The organism is Sphingomonas sp. (assembly GCF_040398505.1).
Taxonomy (GTDB): Bacteria; Pseudomonadota; Alphaproteobacteria; order Sphingomonadales; family Sphingomonadaceae; genus Sphingomonas.
The window spans coordinates 1-16,216 of record NZ_JBBATX010000014.1 but is presented as its reverse complement, the minus strand read 5'-3'; the positions used below and the strand labels follow the sequence as shown (position 1 = coordinate 16,216).

Sequence of the window (16,216 nt, the reverse complement as noted above, 5' to 3'; positions counted from 1 at the left end):
TGGGCCGCAGCTGAAATCGCATTTGTGCATGGCGACATGCAAAAACCTGAAAGGCGCGCGCCGACGGGCGGCGCGGCGTTGCATCTGCCCAAAAAACGCGCTTGGTATCGAATTTGGGCATAACGCCCGGGCACCGGAGGGGATTTCCATCGCACGCACGTCACCGGTCAATCGGCGCTGGCTACCGCTCAACGCGCTGCGCGCGTTCGACGCGGTCGGGCAGCGGCTGAGCTTCACGGCGGGCGCGCAAGCGCTCAACGTCAGCCAAAGCGCGGTGAGCCGGCATGTCATCAGCCTGGAAGAACTGTTGGGGCACAAATTGTTCGATCGCTCGGGCCAGACGCTGGTGCTGACCGCGGCGGGCAAGGCGTTGCTGCCCGAGGTGAGCAAATCGTTCGACCGGCTTGAGCAGACGATGAACGCGATTTGCGCCAACCCCAATGCCAACCGCCCGATCCGCATCCACATCCCGCCGACCTTGCTGCAACAGGTCGTGATGCCGATGATCCGCGCGTTCCGCGCCGAACATCCCGAAATCCGCATCGACATTTCGAGCTCGGGCGCGGTTGGCTTGCCGAGCAACGAGACCGACATGGCGATCGTGTTCGACCGCCCCAATATCGATGACCGCGTGACCGATTTGCTGTGGATGGTCCGTGTGGCCCCAGTCAGCTCGCCGCAGACCGCCGCGCGGCACGCGGGCAAGACGCTCGAAGCCTTCCTCGCCGATAATGATCTGCTCCACGTCAAGCTGGAGGATCAGCCGCGCGGGCTGTTGTGGAGCACCTATGCCAATCAGTGCCGGATCGCGCTCGATGCCGATCGCGGTCTCGCCTTCGATTCGAATGCGCTCGCGGTCAGCTATGCGATGCATTCGGACGGCGTTGCGCTCGCCGATATCGACATGTTTGCTGCCGAAATCGCCGCCGGTCGGCTGGTCGTGCCGTATGACACCGTCATCAATGACGGGTTCGGCTATTATCTCAAACTGCGCGCCGACGATCTCGCCGATCCGACGATCAGCCTGGTGCGCAGCTGGCTGATCGCACATTTCGCCGCACGCCAGGGTGATTCCGCCGACGCGGCATAAGTGTATGCCAAGATTGGTATCGCGTGAGCGTGCCGATCGGCTAGCATGGCACCCATGGATATGACCGTAACTTCGTCCGCCCGCGGCACTGATCCGGCGATGATCGCCGTGCTCGAAACGATCGAAACGCGGCTGCGCTGGCTGTCCTCGTGGACGATCCACAACGCCAATCATTTGCGGGACAGCCGCGATGGCTTGAAGGTCGGTGGGCATCAGGCGAGCTGCGCATCGATCACCGCGATCATGACCGCGCTCTATTTCGGCGCGCTGCGCCCGCAGGACAAGGTCGCGGTGAAGCCGCATGCCGGGCCGGTGCTGCACGCGATTCACTATATGCTCGGGCAGCAATCGCTCGACGCGTTGCAGCGCTATCGCGGCTTCGGCGGCGCGCAAAGCTATCCCAGCCGCACCAAGGATTCGATTCCGGTCGATTTTTCGACTGGCTCGGTCGGCCTCGGCGTTGCGATCACGGCGTTTGCTTCGCTGATCCAGGATTATCTAATCGCGCATGGCGAAATGGCCGAGCGCGATGCCGGCCGGATGATTGCGCTGATCGGCGATGCCGAGCTCGACGAGGGCAATATCTACGAATGCCTGATCGAGGCGTATAAGCATGACATTCGCAATTGCTGGTGGATCGTCGATTACAATCGCCAGTCGCTCGACAGCACGACCGCCGACCGGATGTTCCGCCGTTTCGACGATATCTTCGAGACCTGCGGGTGGCGCGTCGAGACGCTGAAGCACGGCAAGACGCAGCGCGCGGTGTTCGCGCGGCCCGGCGGGCACGCGATCGCCGATTGGATCGACGAATGCCCCAATGCCGAATTCGCCGCGCTCACCTATCAAGGCGGGGCGGCGTGGCGGACGCGGTTGACCGCCGATCTTGCGGCCTTTCCCGAAACGCTGGCGCTGATCGCCGAGCGTGACGACACCGCGCTCGCTGCGCTGATGACCAACCTTGGCGGGCATTGCATCGCGACCTTGCTCGAGGCCTTCGCGCGCTGCGACGATGACAAGCCAACGCTGTTCATCGCATATACCGTCAAGGGCTATGGCCTGCCCTTTGCCGGGCATAAGGACAATCATTCGGGGCTGATGAACCCCGGCCAGATCGAACAATTGCGCGGCGATCTCGGCATCGCTGACGGCGAGGAATGGGCCCCTTATGGCGGGCTCGGCGCCAATGCGGCGGCCTCTGCACGCGCGGTGGTCGAGGCCAGCGCGCTCGCCCAGGCGCGTGCGCTTGCACCCGCCGCGCCGGTGCCGGTGCCTGATCAAATCCCCGTGCCCGATGGCGCGGAGCTGTCGACGCAGGCTGCATTCGGGCGAATCCTGCTCGATCTCGCCAAGTCGGGGGATGCGAAGGGTCGGGCGCTCGCCGACCGGATCGTCACGACCTCGCCCGATGTGACGGTGTCGACCAATCTCGGCGCGTTCGTCAATCAGCGCGGGCTGTTCCGGCGGCAGGAATTGAAGGACGTGTTCTCCGCCGCGCGCATCCCGACCGCGCAGAAATGGGCGGCGCATCATGCCGGCCAGCATATCGAATTGGGCATTGCCGAGAACAATCTGTTCCTGATGCTCGCGGCTTTGGGCCTTGCCGCGCCGCTGTTCGGCACCCGGCTGATGCCGATCGGCACGGTCTACGATCCGTTCATCGCGCGCGGGCTCGATGCGCTCAATTACGCTTGCTATCAGGATGCGCGCTTCCTGCTGGTGGCGACACCGTCCGGGCTGACCTTGGGGCCGGAGGGCGGGGCGCATCAGTCGATCAATTCGCCGCTGATCGGCATCGGCCAGCCCGGCCTCACCTATTTCGAACCCGCTTTTGCCGATGAGCTCGCGCTGATCATGGGCTGGGCGTTCCGCCATATGCAGGCGGACGATGGCGGATCGGTCTATCTGCGGCTGACGACGCGGACGCTGACGCAGATCGCGCGCGCCGACACTGGCTGGCAGGACGATGCCCTGCGCGGCGGCTATTGGCTGAAGGCACCAAGCGGGGCGGCCGACCTCGCGATCGTCTTCACCGGGGCGATTACACCCGAAGTGCTGGAAGCGGCAGCGCTGCTTGCCGACGACGTGCCGGGTCTCGGGCTGTTGATGGTGACCTCGCCAGATCTGCTGCATCGCGGCTGGTCGGCGCGGCACGCCGGGCGCTGGACCGGCGCAAGCGTCCCAAGCCATGCCGAGCAGTTGCTGGCGCAGCTTTCGTCGGATGCGAAGCTCGTCACGATCATCGATGGCGCGCCGTCGACGCTGTCCTGGCTCGGCGGCGTGCGCGGGATGCGCGTCAGCCCGCTCGGGATCGACCGGTTCGGACAGACCGGCGACGTGCCCGACCTGTTTCGCAGCTACCGGCTTGATGCGAACGCAATCGTCGATGCGGTGGCCGAGCTGTGCTTGGGGAAGTAAAGTAACGTGCCCCCGAACCCGTTCGGGCTGAGCCTGTCGAAGCCCTGCTCTCCTCCTTCCACCCCGCTCAAGAGGAGAGCAGCCCTTCGACAGGCTCAGGGCGAACGGGAAGGGGGTGGGGTCAGCCCGAGCGCGCCTCCGCCGACAATCCCCGCGCGAGAAAATCCGCGACCACATCCGCGACGTCATCCGGCGCCATGTCCTGCCCCCACACCCCAAAGCGTAGTCCCAGAAACACGTTCATCCCCATGATCGCCCAGGCGTGAACCTCGGACACGTCGCCGCGCACTTCGCCGCGCACAGCCGCCGCCTTCAATCGCGTGGCGATGCGATCCGCGGTGGTCGCATAGTGGAGCTTGAACGATTCGGGATCGACGAACTCGGCTTCGTCGATGATCCGGTAAATTTCCTTATGGCCACGCACGAAGGCGATGAACTCGCTTAGGCCCGCTCGTTCCGCCGCGATCTGATCGGGCGCGGCGCGGATTGCGGGTGCGACACGGTCGCGCACCTGATCCGACATGTCGCGCACCAATGCGCGGAACACCGCATCCTTCGAATCAAAATAGGTGTAGAAACTCCCCAGCGCGACGCCGGCGCGGCGTGTGATGCCGCTGACCGACGCCTCGTGAAAGCCGCGCTCGCCAAATTCGATTGCCGCCGCATCGAGAATCGTACGCAGCGTGCGGCGCCCGCGCTCGGTACGCGGGGCCTTGCCCGCGCTGGCTGCCGATATGCTCTCCTCCAGCGCGGGCGCTGTGGCATTCGGGACACTTTCTACCGCCATTTACGACGCCCTCCTATTTCCCAAGTTGAAACATGGTTCAGGTTTCAGTATAGCGACTGCGACTGGCGCACAACCCGGATGATACCGGGGCCGCTGTGGAGGCGCCACAGGAGGGGAAGACCGATGACACGCCTGATTTCCGCGCGCGCGCTGCTCCATGCAAGCGCCGCTTTTGTCGCCTTTACCGCTGTTCCGGTGTTTGCCCAGGCCGCACCGGCCGAGGCTCCGGCCGCGCAGCAGCAGGATGGGGCGGACGGCGATATCGTCGTGACCGCGCGCCGCCGCGAGGAAACCCTGCTCAACGTGCCGATCGCGGCAACCGCGTTCTCCGCTGCGCGCCTCGAGCAGACCGGCGTGGTCGATCTGACCGATTTGCAGAATGTAACCCCCAACACCACGCTGAAAAATGCGCGTGGTACCAATTCGACGCTCGCCGCCTTCATTCGCGGCGTCGGCCAGCAGGATCCGGTTCCCGGGTTCGAAGCCGGCATCGGCATCTATCTCGATGACGTTTATCTCAACCGCCCGCAGGCGGCGGTGCTCGACGTGTACGAAGTTGAGCGGATCGAAGTGCTGCGCGGGCCGCAGGGCACGCTCTACGGCCGCAACACGATCGGCGGCGCGGTGAAATATGTCACCAAGCACCTCGCCGACGGGCCCGAGGCGAGCTTCAAGGGAAGCTATGGGTCGTTCAACCAGGCCGATGGCATTGTCAGCCTGTCGACGCCGATCGGCAGCCTGTTCAAGGTCGGCGTGTCGGGCGCGCGGCTGACGCGCGGCGGCTTCGGGCGCAACACCAACCTCAACAGCGACAATTATAACAAGGATGTCTGGGCCGGGCGCGGCACGATCGAATTCGCCTCGCCCGATGATCGCATGACGCTGCGCCTGACTGGCGATTATACCGAGGACAAATCGAACGCGCGCAACGGATCGCGGTTGATCACCAGCTTGCTTAGCAACACCCCGGTGCAGGCCAATGCGTTCGACACGCGCGCCGGGCTCAACAACCCGAAGCAGAACATCCAGGCCGGTGGCCTGTCGCTCGTCGCCACCGCGCAATTGTCCGATGCGATCACCTTCAAGAGCATCAGCGCGTTTCGCAAGGATCGCTCGTTTACCCCGATCGATTTCGACGCGCTGCCCGCGACCGATGTCGACGTGCCGGCGGTCTATCGCAACGAACAGACCAGCCAGGAATTCCAGTTCGCCTATAAGAGCGACAAACTGAACGGGCTCGTCGGTTTCTATTATCTGGGGGCCAAGGCGTCGACCGGTTTCGACGTGTTGCTGTCGACGACCTTCGCGAACTTCAACGCTTATACCAAGGGCGACGTCCGCACCGAGACGAGCTCAATCTTCGCCGATTTCACCTATGATTTCATTCCGCAGCTCAGCCTGTCGCTCGGTGGGCGCTATACGTGGGATGAGCGTCGCTCGACGATCTTCAAGGTGAGCTATCTCGGCCTGACCCCCGAATTCGGCGGGACCCCGGTTCCGTTCGGCGCGCCTTCGACCGATTTCACCGGGACCGCCAATTTCAAGCGCTTTACGCCGCGCGCCTCGCTGAGCTTCAAGCCGACGCCCGATCATTTGCTGTACGCGTCCTATTCCGAAGGCTTTAAGGGCGGCGGGTTCGATCCGCGCGGTTCGGGAACGTCCTCGCCGATCGCCAATCCGGCGGCGGGGCGGACCTATCAGGACATTTACAACTATCTCCTGTTCAAGCCCGAAGTCGTGAAAAGCTATGAAATCGGCTATAAGGGCTCGCTGTTCGACAAGCGGCTAAACATCGCGCTCGACGGCTTCTATTCCGATTATAGCGATGTGCAGGTGCCGGGCTCGGTCGGCTGCGTGATCGGTGGGGTGCAGTCGTTCTGCGGCATCACCACCAACGCTGCCAAGGCGACGATCAAGGGCGTCGAACTTGAGACGACGGGCGTGCTCGCGCGTGGCTTTGCCGGTCCGGGGTCGAATGTCTCGCTGTCGGGGACGCTTGGCTATATCAGCGCGAAGTATAAGACCTTTATCGGGCCGACCGGTGTCGATGTGGCCAATGTCCGCGTGTTCCAGAACACGCCTGACTGGACGCTGTCCTCGACGCTCGCCGGCACCATTCCGGTCGGGGCGGGTAAGGTCAACGCCAACACCACGCTGTCGTATCGCAGCCTGACGCACCAGTTCGAAACGGCGAGCCCGTTCCTCGACCAGCCGGGCTATGCGCTGTGGGATGCGAATTTGACCTACAGCTTCGGGCGCGGCGGGCGCTATTCGATCGGCGTCCACGCCAAGAACATCACCAACAAGATCTACAAGACGGCGGGCTACCAATACATCCGCACCGATCTGGCGGGGAACCCGATCAATGCGCTGAACGTGCCGGTGCCCAACGGACCCTATGTCGCGACGCTGGGCAAGGAAGGCATTGCCACCGCCTTTTACGGCAATCCGCGGCAGATTTTCGGGACGATCACCGCCAAATTCTGATCGGCCGGGCACAAAAGAAAACGGGCGCTTGCCAGTGGCAAGCGCCCGTTTTTGTGTCGCTCTACGACGCGATCAGGCCAGATCGAACCGGTCTGCGTTCATCACCTTGGTCCAGGCCGCGATGAACGCGCGGACGAACGCGTCCTTCGCATCGTCGGTCGCATAGGCCTCGGCCAGCGCGCGGAGTTGCGAGTTCGACCCGAAGATCAGGTCGACGCGCGTCGCCGTCCACGCTTGCGCACCGGTCTTGCGGTCGCGCGCGATGAAGACGTCTTCGCCCTCCGATGGCTCCCACTTCATCGCGATGCTGCTCTTGAGCAGGTTTGCGAAGAAGTCGTTGGTCAGCGTGCCCGGACGATCGGTGAAGACGCCGTGAGTCGATCCACCGACATTGGCCCCGAGGACGCGCAAGCCACCGACCAGCACCGTCATTTCCGGCGCGGTGAGCGTCAGCAGGTGTGCGCGATCGACCAGCAACTCTTCGGCCGACCACGGCTGATCGCCGCTCTTGAAGTTGCGGAAGCCATCGACCTTGGGTTCGAGCGGCGCGAACGAGTCCGCGTCGGTCTGCGCTTGCGAGGCGTCGGTGCGGCCCGGCTTGAACGGCACGGTCACAGTATGACCTGCCGCCTTCGCCGCCGCCTCGACCGCCGCACAGCCGCCGAGCACGATCAGGTCGGCGAGCGACACCGGCTTGCCGAAGCCCGACCGGATTTCCTCGAGCTTGGCGAGCGTCGTCGCCAGTTCGGCGGGTTCGTTGACCGCCCAATCCTTTTGCGGGGCGAGGCGAATGCGTGCGCCATTGGCACCGCCGCGCATGTCGGTGCCGCGATAGGTCGACGCCGACGCCCAGGCCGTCGCGACCAGTCGACCGATCGACAGGCCAGAGTCGAGGATTTTCGTCTTCAACGCGGTAATGTCGGCTGCGTCGATCAGCGGGTGATCGACTGCGGGGACCGGATCCTGCCACAAGCGTGGCTCGGCCGGGACTTCTGGCCCCAGCAGCCGCGTATGCGGCCCCATGTCGCGGTGCGTCAGCTTGTACCACGCTTCGGCAAAGGCCTTGGCCAGCGCCTGCGGGTTTTCGTAGAAATGGCGCGAAACCTTCTCATACGCCGGGTCGAAGCGCAGCGCGAGATCGGTGGTCAGCATCATCGGCGCGTGGCGCTTGGACGGATCATGCGCGTCGGGCACGGTGCCTTGCGCTTCGGGATTGATCGGGGTCCACTGCTGCGCTCCGCCGGGGCTGCGCGTCAGCTCCCAGTCGAATTCGAACAGATTCTTGAAATACAAATTGGTCCACTTGGTCGGCTCCTGCGTCCAGGCACCTTCAAGGCCGCTGCTGATCGTATTGACGCCGTTACCGCTGCCAAGGCTGTTCTTCCAGCCGAGGCCGAGCTGCTCGATCGGTGCGCCTTCGGGTTCGGGGCCAACATAATCGTCGGGTACGCCGGCACCATGCGTCTTGCCGAAGGTGTGGCCGCCCGCGATCAGAGCGACGGTCTCTTCGTCATTCATCGCCATTCGCGCAAAGGTCTCGCGAATGTCGCGCGCGGAGAGCAGCGGGTCGGGATTGCCGTCCGGGCCTTCCGGATTAACATAGATTAGTCCCATCTGGACTGCGGCCAGCGGGTTGGCGAGATCGCGCTCGCCCGAATAGCGCTTGTCGCCGCCAAGCCATTCGCGCTCCGGACCCCAATTCACGTCGGTCGCAGGCTCCCACACATCGACGCGGCCGCCAGCGAAACCGGCGGTTTCGCCGCCCATCGATTCGATCGCGCAATTGCCCGCCAGCACCATCATATCGGCCCAGGACAGCTTGCGCCCGTACTTCTGCTTGATCGGCCACAGCAGCAGCCGCGCCTTGTCGAGATTGGCATTGTCGGGCCAGCTGTTGAGCGGCGCGAAGCGCTGTTGACCGGCGCCTGCGCCACCGCGGCCGTCCCCAATGCGATAGGTTCCCGCACTGTGCCACGCCATGCGGATGAAGAGCGGACCATAATGGCCATAATCTGCTGGCCACCAATCCTGCGATTCGGTCATCAGCGCAACAATGTCGGCCTTGACTGCGGCCAGATCGAGGCTCTGAAATTCAGCAGCGTAATCGAAATCCGGCTCCATCGGGTCGGCCTCGGGCGCATTCTGATGAAGCACCGTCAGATCGAGCTGGTTTGGCCACCACAAGCGGTTGGTCATCTCGAACAGGACGGCATTGCCATCCACGCGACCTGCGCCCACCGGGCATTTGGCTTCGACGTTCATGCTGCTCTCCATCGGCTGGTTTAATTCTCTGCCCAGACGATGGGGCGCAGTGATTGATCTGTCCAATCACTTAAATTCCTGAGACTGATCGAAACGACCCTTTCAACGTCACGGTCGTGTTGCTTAATCCCCCCCGGTCGCGCTCTCGGTGCTTGGCATCGCGCCAGCGCCAACGCCGCTGCCGTTCCACCACAAGGGCGCGCTCTTGCGCGTGCCCGTGACGACCTCGTCCATCGTCAGCGGATCGTAGAGCCGCCCGCCCAGCATCACACGATGGATCTTGTCGCTGTTGCGGATATCGACCGTCGGGTCGGCATCGAGCACGACGAGATCGGCGAGCTTGCCGATCTCAAGCGACCCGATGTCCTTGGCATAGCCGAGCGAGGTCGCGGGCATGATCGTGCCAGCGCGCAGGGCCTGAATCGGGCTCCACCCGCCGCGCACGAACGACCACATTTCCCAATGCGCGCCCAGGCCAGGTTGCTGGCCATGCGCACCGATCGACACTTGCACCCCGCGCGCGGCGAGCTTGCCCGCCTCGCGCGCGCTCTCGTCATCGACGAACGCATCCTCGGGCGCCATCGTGCGGCGGCCATTCTGCGCGAGCAATTGCGCGGGTGGTTCGTAGCGCGAGACGATCGGGTGCTTCCACACATCCATATGCTGCCGCCAATAGGGATCGCCCGCCAGACCACCATAGGTGACCACCAGCGTCGGCGTATAATTGGTCTTGGTCTGCGCCCACAGATCAACCACGTCCTTGTAGAAGACGGTGAGCGGCATGTTGTGCTCGAGCGTGGCATTGCCGTCCTGGATCAGGCTGATGTCCATCGCAAAGAGCGAGCCGCCCTCGGGTACGACCTCCATATTTTCGCGCTGTGCCGCCGCCACGACCATTTGCCGCTGTTCGCGGCGCGGCTGGTTGTAATTCTTGACGCTATTTGCACCCTCGGCCTTCAAACGCCGCACGTCCGACAGCGCATCCTCGAAGGTATCGATCTCGGCATAGACATCGGGCGATTTGGCACCGTAGATGATCTCTCCGGTCGAGAAGGTGCGCGGCGCAATGATCTTGCCCGCACGCTGCAGCTCCGACGCGACGAAGATTTCGGACGCGCTCGCCGACGGATCGTGAATCGTCGTCGTGCCCATGGCGAGGTTGAGCATCGCCGACCAATTCTGCTGCGGGATCAGATCGTCATCGCCTTGCGGCCCGTGCGCGTGCGCATCGACCAGCCCGGGGATTATCGTCTTGCCCGCGACATCGACGGTCTTGGTACCCACCGGGATCGGGGTGGACGCCTTCGGCCCGATCGCGACGATGCGGTCGCCGCGGATGACGATGACGCCGTCCTCGATGATGCCGCCTTGCGCATCGGCCATGGTAACGATCCGTGCGCCAGTAAGCGCGACGGTGCCGGTCGGCTTGTCGGCTGTGATGTCCATTGACAGCGAGATGCCCGTCTTGGGCGCGACGAACTTGGGCGCATCGTCATCGGCGGGCGCGGCGCGGAACAGCGCCTCGGTCTGGACCGTGAAGAAGGTCGGCCCGAGCGACCAATGCAGTTGCGCGCCATCATGCGACCAGCCGATGAACGCCGCGCCGTCGCCGCTCGCGCGGGTGACGGGCAGAGCGCCCTTCTTGATATCGACCGCGACATCCTGCGTTCCGGGCAGCAGCGGCATCACGAACGCTTCGTAATTCTGCCGCAGTGCCACGTAGCGGCCATCGGGCGAGACCTGATAATCGTTGATCAGTTCGCCCGAGGCGTGGACGCGTCGCGCCTGCCCGTTGAGGTCGGTACTGACGAGCTGCCGCTTATTCTTCTCGGACGCGAGGAAGAATACCCGCTCGCCATCTGCGCCGAATTGCGGTTCGCTGCCGCCTTTGGTGATGCGCGTGGCGGTGCCGCCGGTCGCGGCGATCCGGTAGATGCCGGGATTTTCGCTGCCGCGCGCTGCGGTCAAGCCGCCGCCGCGGCCGCTTTCAAAGACGATGCTGCGGCCATCGGGCGCAAAGCGCGGATTGCTGTAATGCCCCGGCTTGGCGGTCACATCCTTGGCCGCGCCACCGCCGGCCGCAACGGTGCGGACCTTGCCCAGCCCCGCATCGGTCCAGCCGACGAACACCACCGAACGCCCGTCGCGCGACCAGTTCGGCCACAGCTGCATCTCGGCCTCGTCACCGCTGACCAACCGCCGTGCAGCGCCACCGGCGGCGGGCTTGATCCAGAGTTTGCCCAGCGTCTCGAACAGCACGCTTTGTCCATTCGGCGACATGCTCGCCCAGCGCGGCATTTTGGTCGCGAAGCGATCGGGCGCGACCGTGACGGTCGGGTGGATCGCGTCGATCACCACGCGCGTGTCGTTGACCGCGAACGGGATGAGGCTCGCGCCCGATCCGTCGGCTTTCGCGCGCTGGATATGCCCGCCCGCCCAGAACACGACCGATCCACTGTCGGGCGTCCACGCCATGTTGGGATAGACGCCGGTGACCGCCCAGGTTTCCTGCACATCCTGATCGAGCGTGTCGTAGATCTTGCGTTCGACCCCGCTGTCGAGATCTTTGACGTAGAGCTTCGACTTGCCCGCCTCGCGCCGGACAAAGGCGATGCGCTTGCCATCGGGCGAGGGGGTCGGGCGGACCGATCCGCCCGCGCCCGACACGGCGGTGCTCGTCTCGCCCGTCACCATGTCATAGCGTTCGATGTCGAACAGGTCGGTGTACGAGTTCTGCGCATATTCGAAGATCGGGCCGGGCGTCACGTTGCGCGTAAAGAACACGCTCTTGCCATCGGCAGCGTAGATCGGCTCGCCGAGCTCCTTCTGCAATTCCTCGCTCGCGCGCTTGACCAATTGCACGCCGCCGCCGCCCGAGACGTGGTAGAGCCACACTTCGCCCGTGCCGAGCGAGCGTGCCGTGGTGAAATGCTTCTTGGCGACGATGAAGCGGCCGGCGGGGCTCCAGCTCGGCTGGTTGAGCAGGCGGAAGTCTTCCTTGGTCAACTGGCGCTTGTCGCTGCCGTCGACGTTCATCAGCCAGATATTGTCGCCGCCACCGCGATCCGACACGAAGGCGATGCGCTTGCCATCGGGCGAGAAGCGCGGTTGCTGTTCATAGGCGAGCCCCTCGGCGATCCGCGTCGGCGTGCCGCCGGCAATCGGCATGGTGTAGATGTCGCCGAGCAGATCGAACGTCAGCATCGTGCCGTCGCGCGATACATCCAGGTTCATCCAGCTTCCCTCGCTGACCGCTATCGGCACTTGGCGTGTCGTCATGCCGGGGGGCGCGTTGACGTTCCACTTGGGCGCTTTGGCCGGTGCTGGAGTCGCGGTCGGGGCAGGGGCGGAGGCGGAGGTCGGCGTGGTCTGGGCCGAAAGCGGGGTGGCCATCATCAGCCCGGCGATCACCGCCGTCACATCGTTGCGCATCGAAACTCCTGCCCCCGGATCGTTGGTGATCCTGTTACACCTTTGATATGCGGGCGATCTGCTTCCTGCAACCGGCATTAGGTGTTGATCACGACTGGGGGTGGCAACGCCGTGAAGCTCGCTTAGAACCGGGTCATGACAATCCCACCCGCGCCGACGGCCCCGACCTCCATTCCGGGCAAGCCCGCGCCCTTCTACACGCACCTTTACGCGCAGGTGCTGACGGCGATCGTGCTCGGCGCGCTGGTCGGGCATTTCTGGCCCGAGACGGGGGCCGCGCTGAAGCCGCTCGGCGACGGCTTCATCAAGCTGGTCAAGATGGTGATCGCCCCCGTCATCTTCCTGACGTTGGTCAGTGGGATCGCGGGGATGCGCGAATTGCGCACCGTCGGGCGCGTCGCGGCGAAGGCGTTTGGCTATTTTCTCTTTTTCTCGACGCTCGCTTTGATCCTCGGCTTGGTCGTCGGCAATATCGTGCAGCCCGGCGCGGCGATGCATGTCGATCCGGCGACGCTCGATGCCGGCGCGGTCGCCGATTATGCGCAGCAGGCGCATGCGACGACGGTGGTCGGCTTCCTGATGGCGATTATCCCCAACACGATGGTGTCGGCGCTGACCGACGGGTCGATCCTGCAGACCTTGTTCGTCGCGATCCTGTTCGGCATTGCGCTCGCTCTGGTCGGCAAACCGGCGGATCCGGTGCTCGATCTGATCGAACGGCTCGCCCTGATCGTCTTCCGCATCGTCGGTCTGCTGATGCGTGCGGCCCCGATCGGCGCGTTCGGCGCGATTGCCTTCACCGTCGGCAAATATGGCGCGGGGAGCCTGGTCAGCCTCGGCGGACTGGTACTGACCTTCTATGTGACCTCGATCGTCTTCGTGCTGGTCATCCTTGGCACGGTTGCGCGTCTTCACGGTTTCTCGATCCTGCGGCTGCTCGTCTATCTCAAGGCCGAATTGCTGCTGGTGCTCGGCACGTCCTCGTCCGAGGCGGCGCTGCCCAATCTGATGACCAAGCTCGAGGCGGCGGGGTGCGACCGCGGCATCGTCGGGCTGGTCGTGCCCACCGGCTATTCGTTCAACCTCGATGGCACCAACATCTATATGACGCTGGCGTCCTTGTTCATCGCGCAGGCGTGCGGCGTGCATCTCTCGATCGGTGATCAGCTCTTGCTGGTCGGCGTTGCGATGCTGAGTTCGAAGGGCGCTGCGGGGGTGACGGGGGCGGGGTTCATCACGCTGGCGGCGACACTGTCGATCGTGCCGTCGGTGCCGGTCGCCGGAATGGCGCTGATCCTCGGCGTCGATCGTTTCATGAGCGAGTGTCGCAGCCTCACCAATTTCATCGGCAATGCGGTCGCGGCGATCGTCGTCGCGCGCTGGGAGGGCAAGCTCGATACCGCGCGCCTTGACCGAACGTTGCGCGCGTGACTGCTTGAAACGGCGGGTCGATCTGCATAGACGCGATCAGGGCGAGAAGGGGTTCTGCGCGGGTGCATTGCTATAGAGTGCCCGGCCTCACGGTGCACAGCGAGCTTTGCTTGCCGGGGCTCATCCCGCTCGACGCTGTGACAACACCCGACGTGACGATCCGCGCGATCGAGGTTCCCGAAGCGCTCGACGATGTGAGCGTAACCGGCCCGAACTGGCAGCGCAGTGCCGACCGGTTCCTGCTGGAGATTCCGTCGATCGGGCGTTTCCTGCTCGAAGGCGGGTACAGCATCGGGTTTTCCCGCAGCGCCGATATCGGCGATCAGGACATTGCGATTTTTCTGGCGGGCAACGTCTTCGGCATCCTGCTGCATCAGCGCAATCATATCGTGCTCCACGCCAGCGCGATCGCGGTGAACGGCAAGGCCGTGCTGTTCTGTGGCGCCTCGGGCGCGGGCAAATCGACAATGGCGGCCGCGCTCGGGTCGCGTGGCTATCCGCTGGTGACCGATGATCAGGCCGCGATCACGCTTGATGACAGCGGCATGCCGATCGTCCACCCCGACGGCCGCTTCCTCAAACTCTGGACCCGCTCGATCGACGCGCTCGCGCTGGCGGAGCGCAAGGGTGAGGCAATGCGCGACCGTATGGAGAAATTCTATGTCGAGCCGGGGCTGGCAAGCGCGGCGGCGATGCCGGTCGGCGCGGTCTATATGCTGGCCGAGGACCGTCCCCCGCGCGAGCCGGGGATCGATCGCCCCAATCTGGTCGATGCATCGCAGTTGCTGATCGCCAATGCCTATCGGCCGATGCTGGTGCGGCGCATGGGGCAGCGGCAAGCCTATTTTCAGGTCGGCGCGGCGATCGCCCATGCCGCCGGGATCTTTACGCTCACGCGCCCGCTGCGCTTTAGCACGATGGACGAAACTATTGCCCGTCTGGAGGCGCATTGGGCCGAAATCGGTCTCACACCCGCGGCCGAACTGGCGGAATCGCGCGGGTGAGGCCCACTATCTGGCTGACGTCCTACCCCAAATCGGGCAATACTTGGTTTCGCGCGTTGCTTTCCAATCTCGATCCGACGCGTGATGAACCCGCCGCGATCAATGCGCTCGACAGCACCGATTCGATTGCCAGCTCGCGCGGGCGTTTCGACAATCATCTGCTGATCGAATCGGGGCTGCTGACCTTCGACGAAATCGATGATCTGTGATCTGCCCCCTTCTGAGTGGTCCAAAATATCTGTTATTTTGGATCACGAAGGAGATTGTGAATGCCGTTCAAGAAGCACAGGCCAGAAGAGATCATCGGCAAGCTGCGAGAGGCGGAGATCGTGCTGGCGCAGGGTGCGTCGACCGCTGAGGCGTGTCGGCGGATCGCTGTCAGCGAGCAGACTTGTTACCGGTGGCGCAAGGAATATGGAGGACTGAAGACCGACCAGGCGCGGCGGATGAAGGATCTCGAGAAGGAGAACCTCCGGCTAAGGCGCGCGGTCTCGGATCTGACGCTCGACAAGCTAATCCTGCAGGAGGCTGCACGGGGAAACTTCTGAGCCCCGCGCGACGGCGTCGGTGTATCGATCATGTGCAGCAGGTGCTGCCGGCGTCCGAACGGCGGATATGCCGCGTGCTCGGACAACATCGATCGACGCAGCGCAAGGTGCCGCGTGGGGCGGACGACGAACAGGCGCTGACCGAGGACATCATCGCCTTGGCCAAGCAATATGGTCGCTATGGCTATCGCCGGGTGACGGCACTGCTGCGTTCGGCGGGATGGGCGGTGAACCGCAAGCGCGTCGAGCGCATCTGGCGGCGTGAGGGTCTGAAAGTACCGCAAAAGCAGCCCAAGCGCGGTCGGCTCTGGCTGAACGATGGCTCGTGTATCCGGCTGCGTCCGGAATATCCGGGCCATGTCTGGGCCTACGACTTTGTGGAAGGGCGGACCCACGATGGTCGCAAGTTCCGCATCCTGACGATCATCGACGAGGCCAGCCGGGAATGCCTGGCGCTGATCGTCGCGCGTCAGCTCAAACATGAGGATGTGCTGGCAGCTCTGGCTGACCTGTTCATTGCGCGCGGTCCGCCGGCGAATATTAGGTCTGACAATGGCAGCGAATTTATCGCAACGGCGGTCCAGAAATGGCTCGCTCAGATCGGTGTCACGACCCTCTATATCGCGCCGGGCTCGCCATGGGAGAACGGCTATAACGAGAGCTTCAACGGGTCGCTGCGCGACGAACTCCTCAACGGCGAAATCTTCTACAGCCTCGCCGAGGCTCGGGTGCTGATCGAAGCGTGGCGGCGTCATTA

General features: G+C 64.0%; 9 protein-coding genes and 1 pseudogene. 7 read left to right on the top strand and 3 right to left on the bottom strand.

The genetic code is table 11. The annotated features are described in order from the left end of the window. The first annotated feature begins 28 nt into the window (after positions 1–28). Both ABWP09_RS03505 and ABWP09_RS03500 read left to right on the top strand, forming a co-directional pair. Positions 29–1,090 carry a LysR family transcriptional regulator gene (locus ABWP09_RS03505; protein ID WP_353203777.1) on the top strand — a complete coding sequence of 354 codons (1,062 nt, stop codon included), beginning with the start codon at positions 29–31 and terminating at the stop codon, positions 1,088–1,090. Between the two features lie 60 nt (positions 1,091–1,150). Then, on the top strand, positions 1,151–3,508 hold the full coding sequence (locus ABWP09_RS03500; RefSeq protein ID WP_502959750.1) for a thiamine pyrophosphate-binding protein: 2,358 nt from the start codon (positions 1,151–1,153) through the stop codon (positions 3,506–3,508). A 121-nt stretch (positions 3,509–3,629) separates the two neighbouring features. Here the strand turns inward: ABWP09_RS03500 and ABWP09_RS03495 are convergent, their stop codons facing one another. Further along, positions 3,630–4,295: a TetR/AcrR family transcriptional regulator gene (locus tag ABWP09_RS03495; protein WP_353203775.1), complete on the bottom strand. Its 666-nt coding sequence runs from the start codon at positions 4,293–4,295 to the stop codon at positions 3,630–3,632. 123 nt (positions 4,296–4,418) lie between these two features. Here ABWP09_RS03495 and ABWP09_RS03490 point away from each other — a divergent pair, with 123 nt between their 5' ends. After that, positions 4,419–6,782 carry a TonB-dependent receptor gene (locus tag ABWP09_RS03490; protein WP_353203774.1) on the top strand — a complete coding sequence of 788 codons (2,364 nt, stop codon included), beginning with the start codon at positions 4,419–4,421 and terminating at the stop codon, positions 6,780–6,782. Positions 6,783–6,854: 72 nt separating this feature from the next. Here the strand turns inward: ABWP09_RS03490 and katG are convergent, their stop codons facing one another. Both katG and ABWP09_RS03480 read right to left on the bottom strand, forming a co-directional pair. Continuing rightward, on the bottom strand, positions 6,855–9,044 hold the full coding sequence (gene katG, locus ABWP09_RS03485; protein WP_353203773.1) for a catalase/peroxidase HPI: 2,190 nt from the start codon (positions 9,042–9,044) through the stop codon (positions 6,855–6,857). Positions 9,045–9,167: 123 nt separating this feature from the next. Further along, a complete protein-coding gene (locus ABWP09_RS03480) occupies positions 9,168–12,476 on the bottom strand; it encodes an amidohydrolase family protein (RefSeq protein WP_353203772.1) in 3,309 nt (1,102 codons plus the stop codon). 135 nt (positions 12,477–12,611) lie between these two features. Here ABWP09_RS03480 and ABWP09_RS03475 point away from each other — a divergent pair, with 135 nt between their 5' ends. The 4 genes and pseudogenes from ABWP09_RS03475 to ABWP09_RS03460 form a co-directional block, all read left to right on the top strand. Beyond that, positions 12,612–13,907, top strand: coding sequence for a dicarboxylate/amino acid:cation symporter (locus ABWP09_RS03475; protein ID WP_353203771.1), 1,296 nt, complete (start codon positions 12,612–12,614; stop codon positions 13,905–13,907). A gap of 110 nt (positions 13,908–14,017) precedes the next feature. Continuing rightward, the gene (locus ABWP09_RS03470) at positions 14,018–14,911 is read left to right on the top strand and encodes a hypothetical protein (RefSeq protein WP_353203770.1); all 894 of its coding nucleotides are present in this window, start codon (positions 14,018–14,020) and stop codon (positions 14,909–14,911) included. Continuing rightward, positions 14,908–15,120, top strand: coding sequence for a hypothetical protein (locus tag ABWP09_RS03465; protein WP_353203769.1), 213 nt, complete (start codon positions 14,908–14,910; stop codon positions 15,118–15,120). The genes ABWP09_RS03470 and ABWP09_RS03465 overlap by 4 nt, the downstream gene beginning before the upstream one ends. Before the next feature lie 60 nt (positions 15,121–15,180). Continuing rightward, a pseudogene (locus tag ABWP09_RS03460) lies at positions 15,181–16,216 on the top strand (IS3 family transposase); the annotation flags it as partial.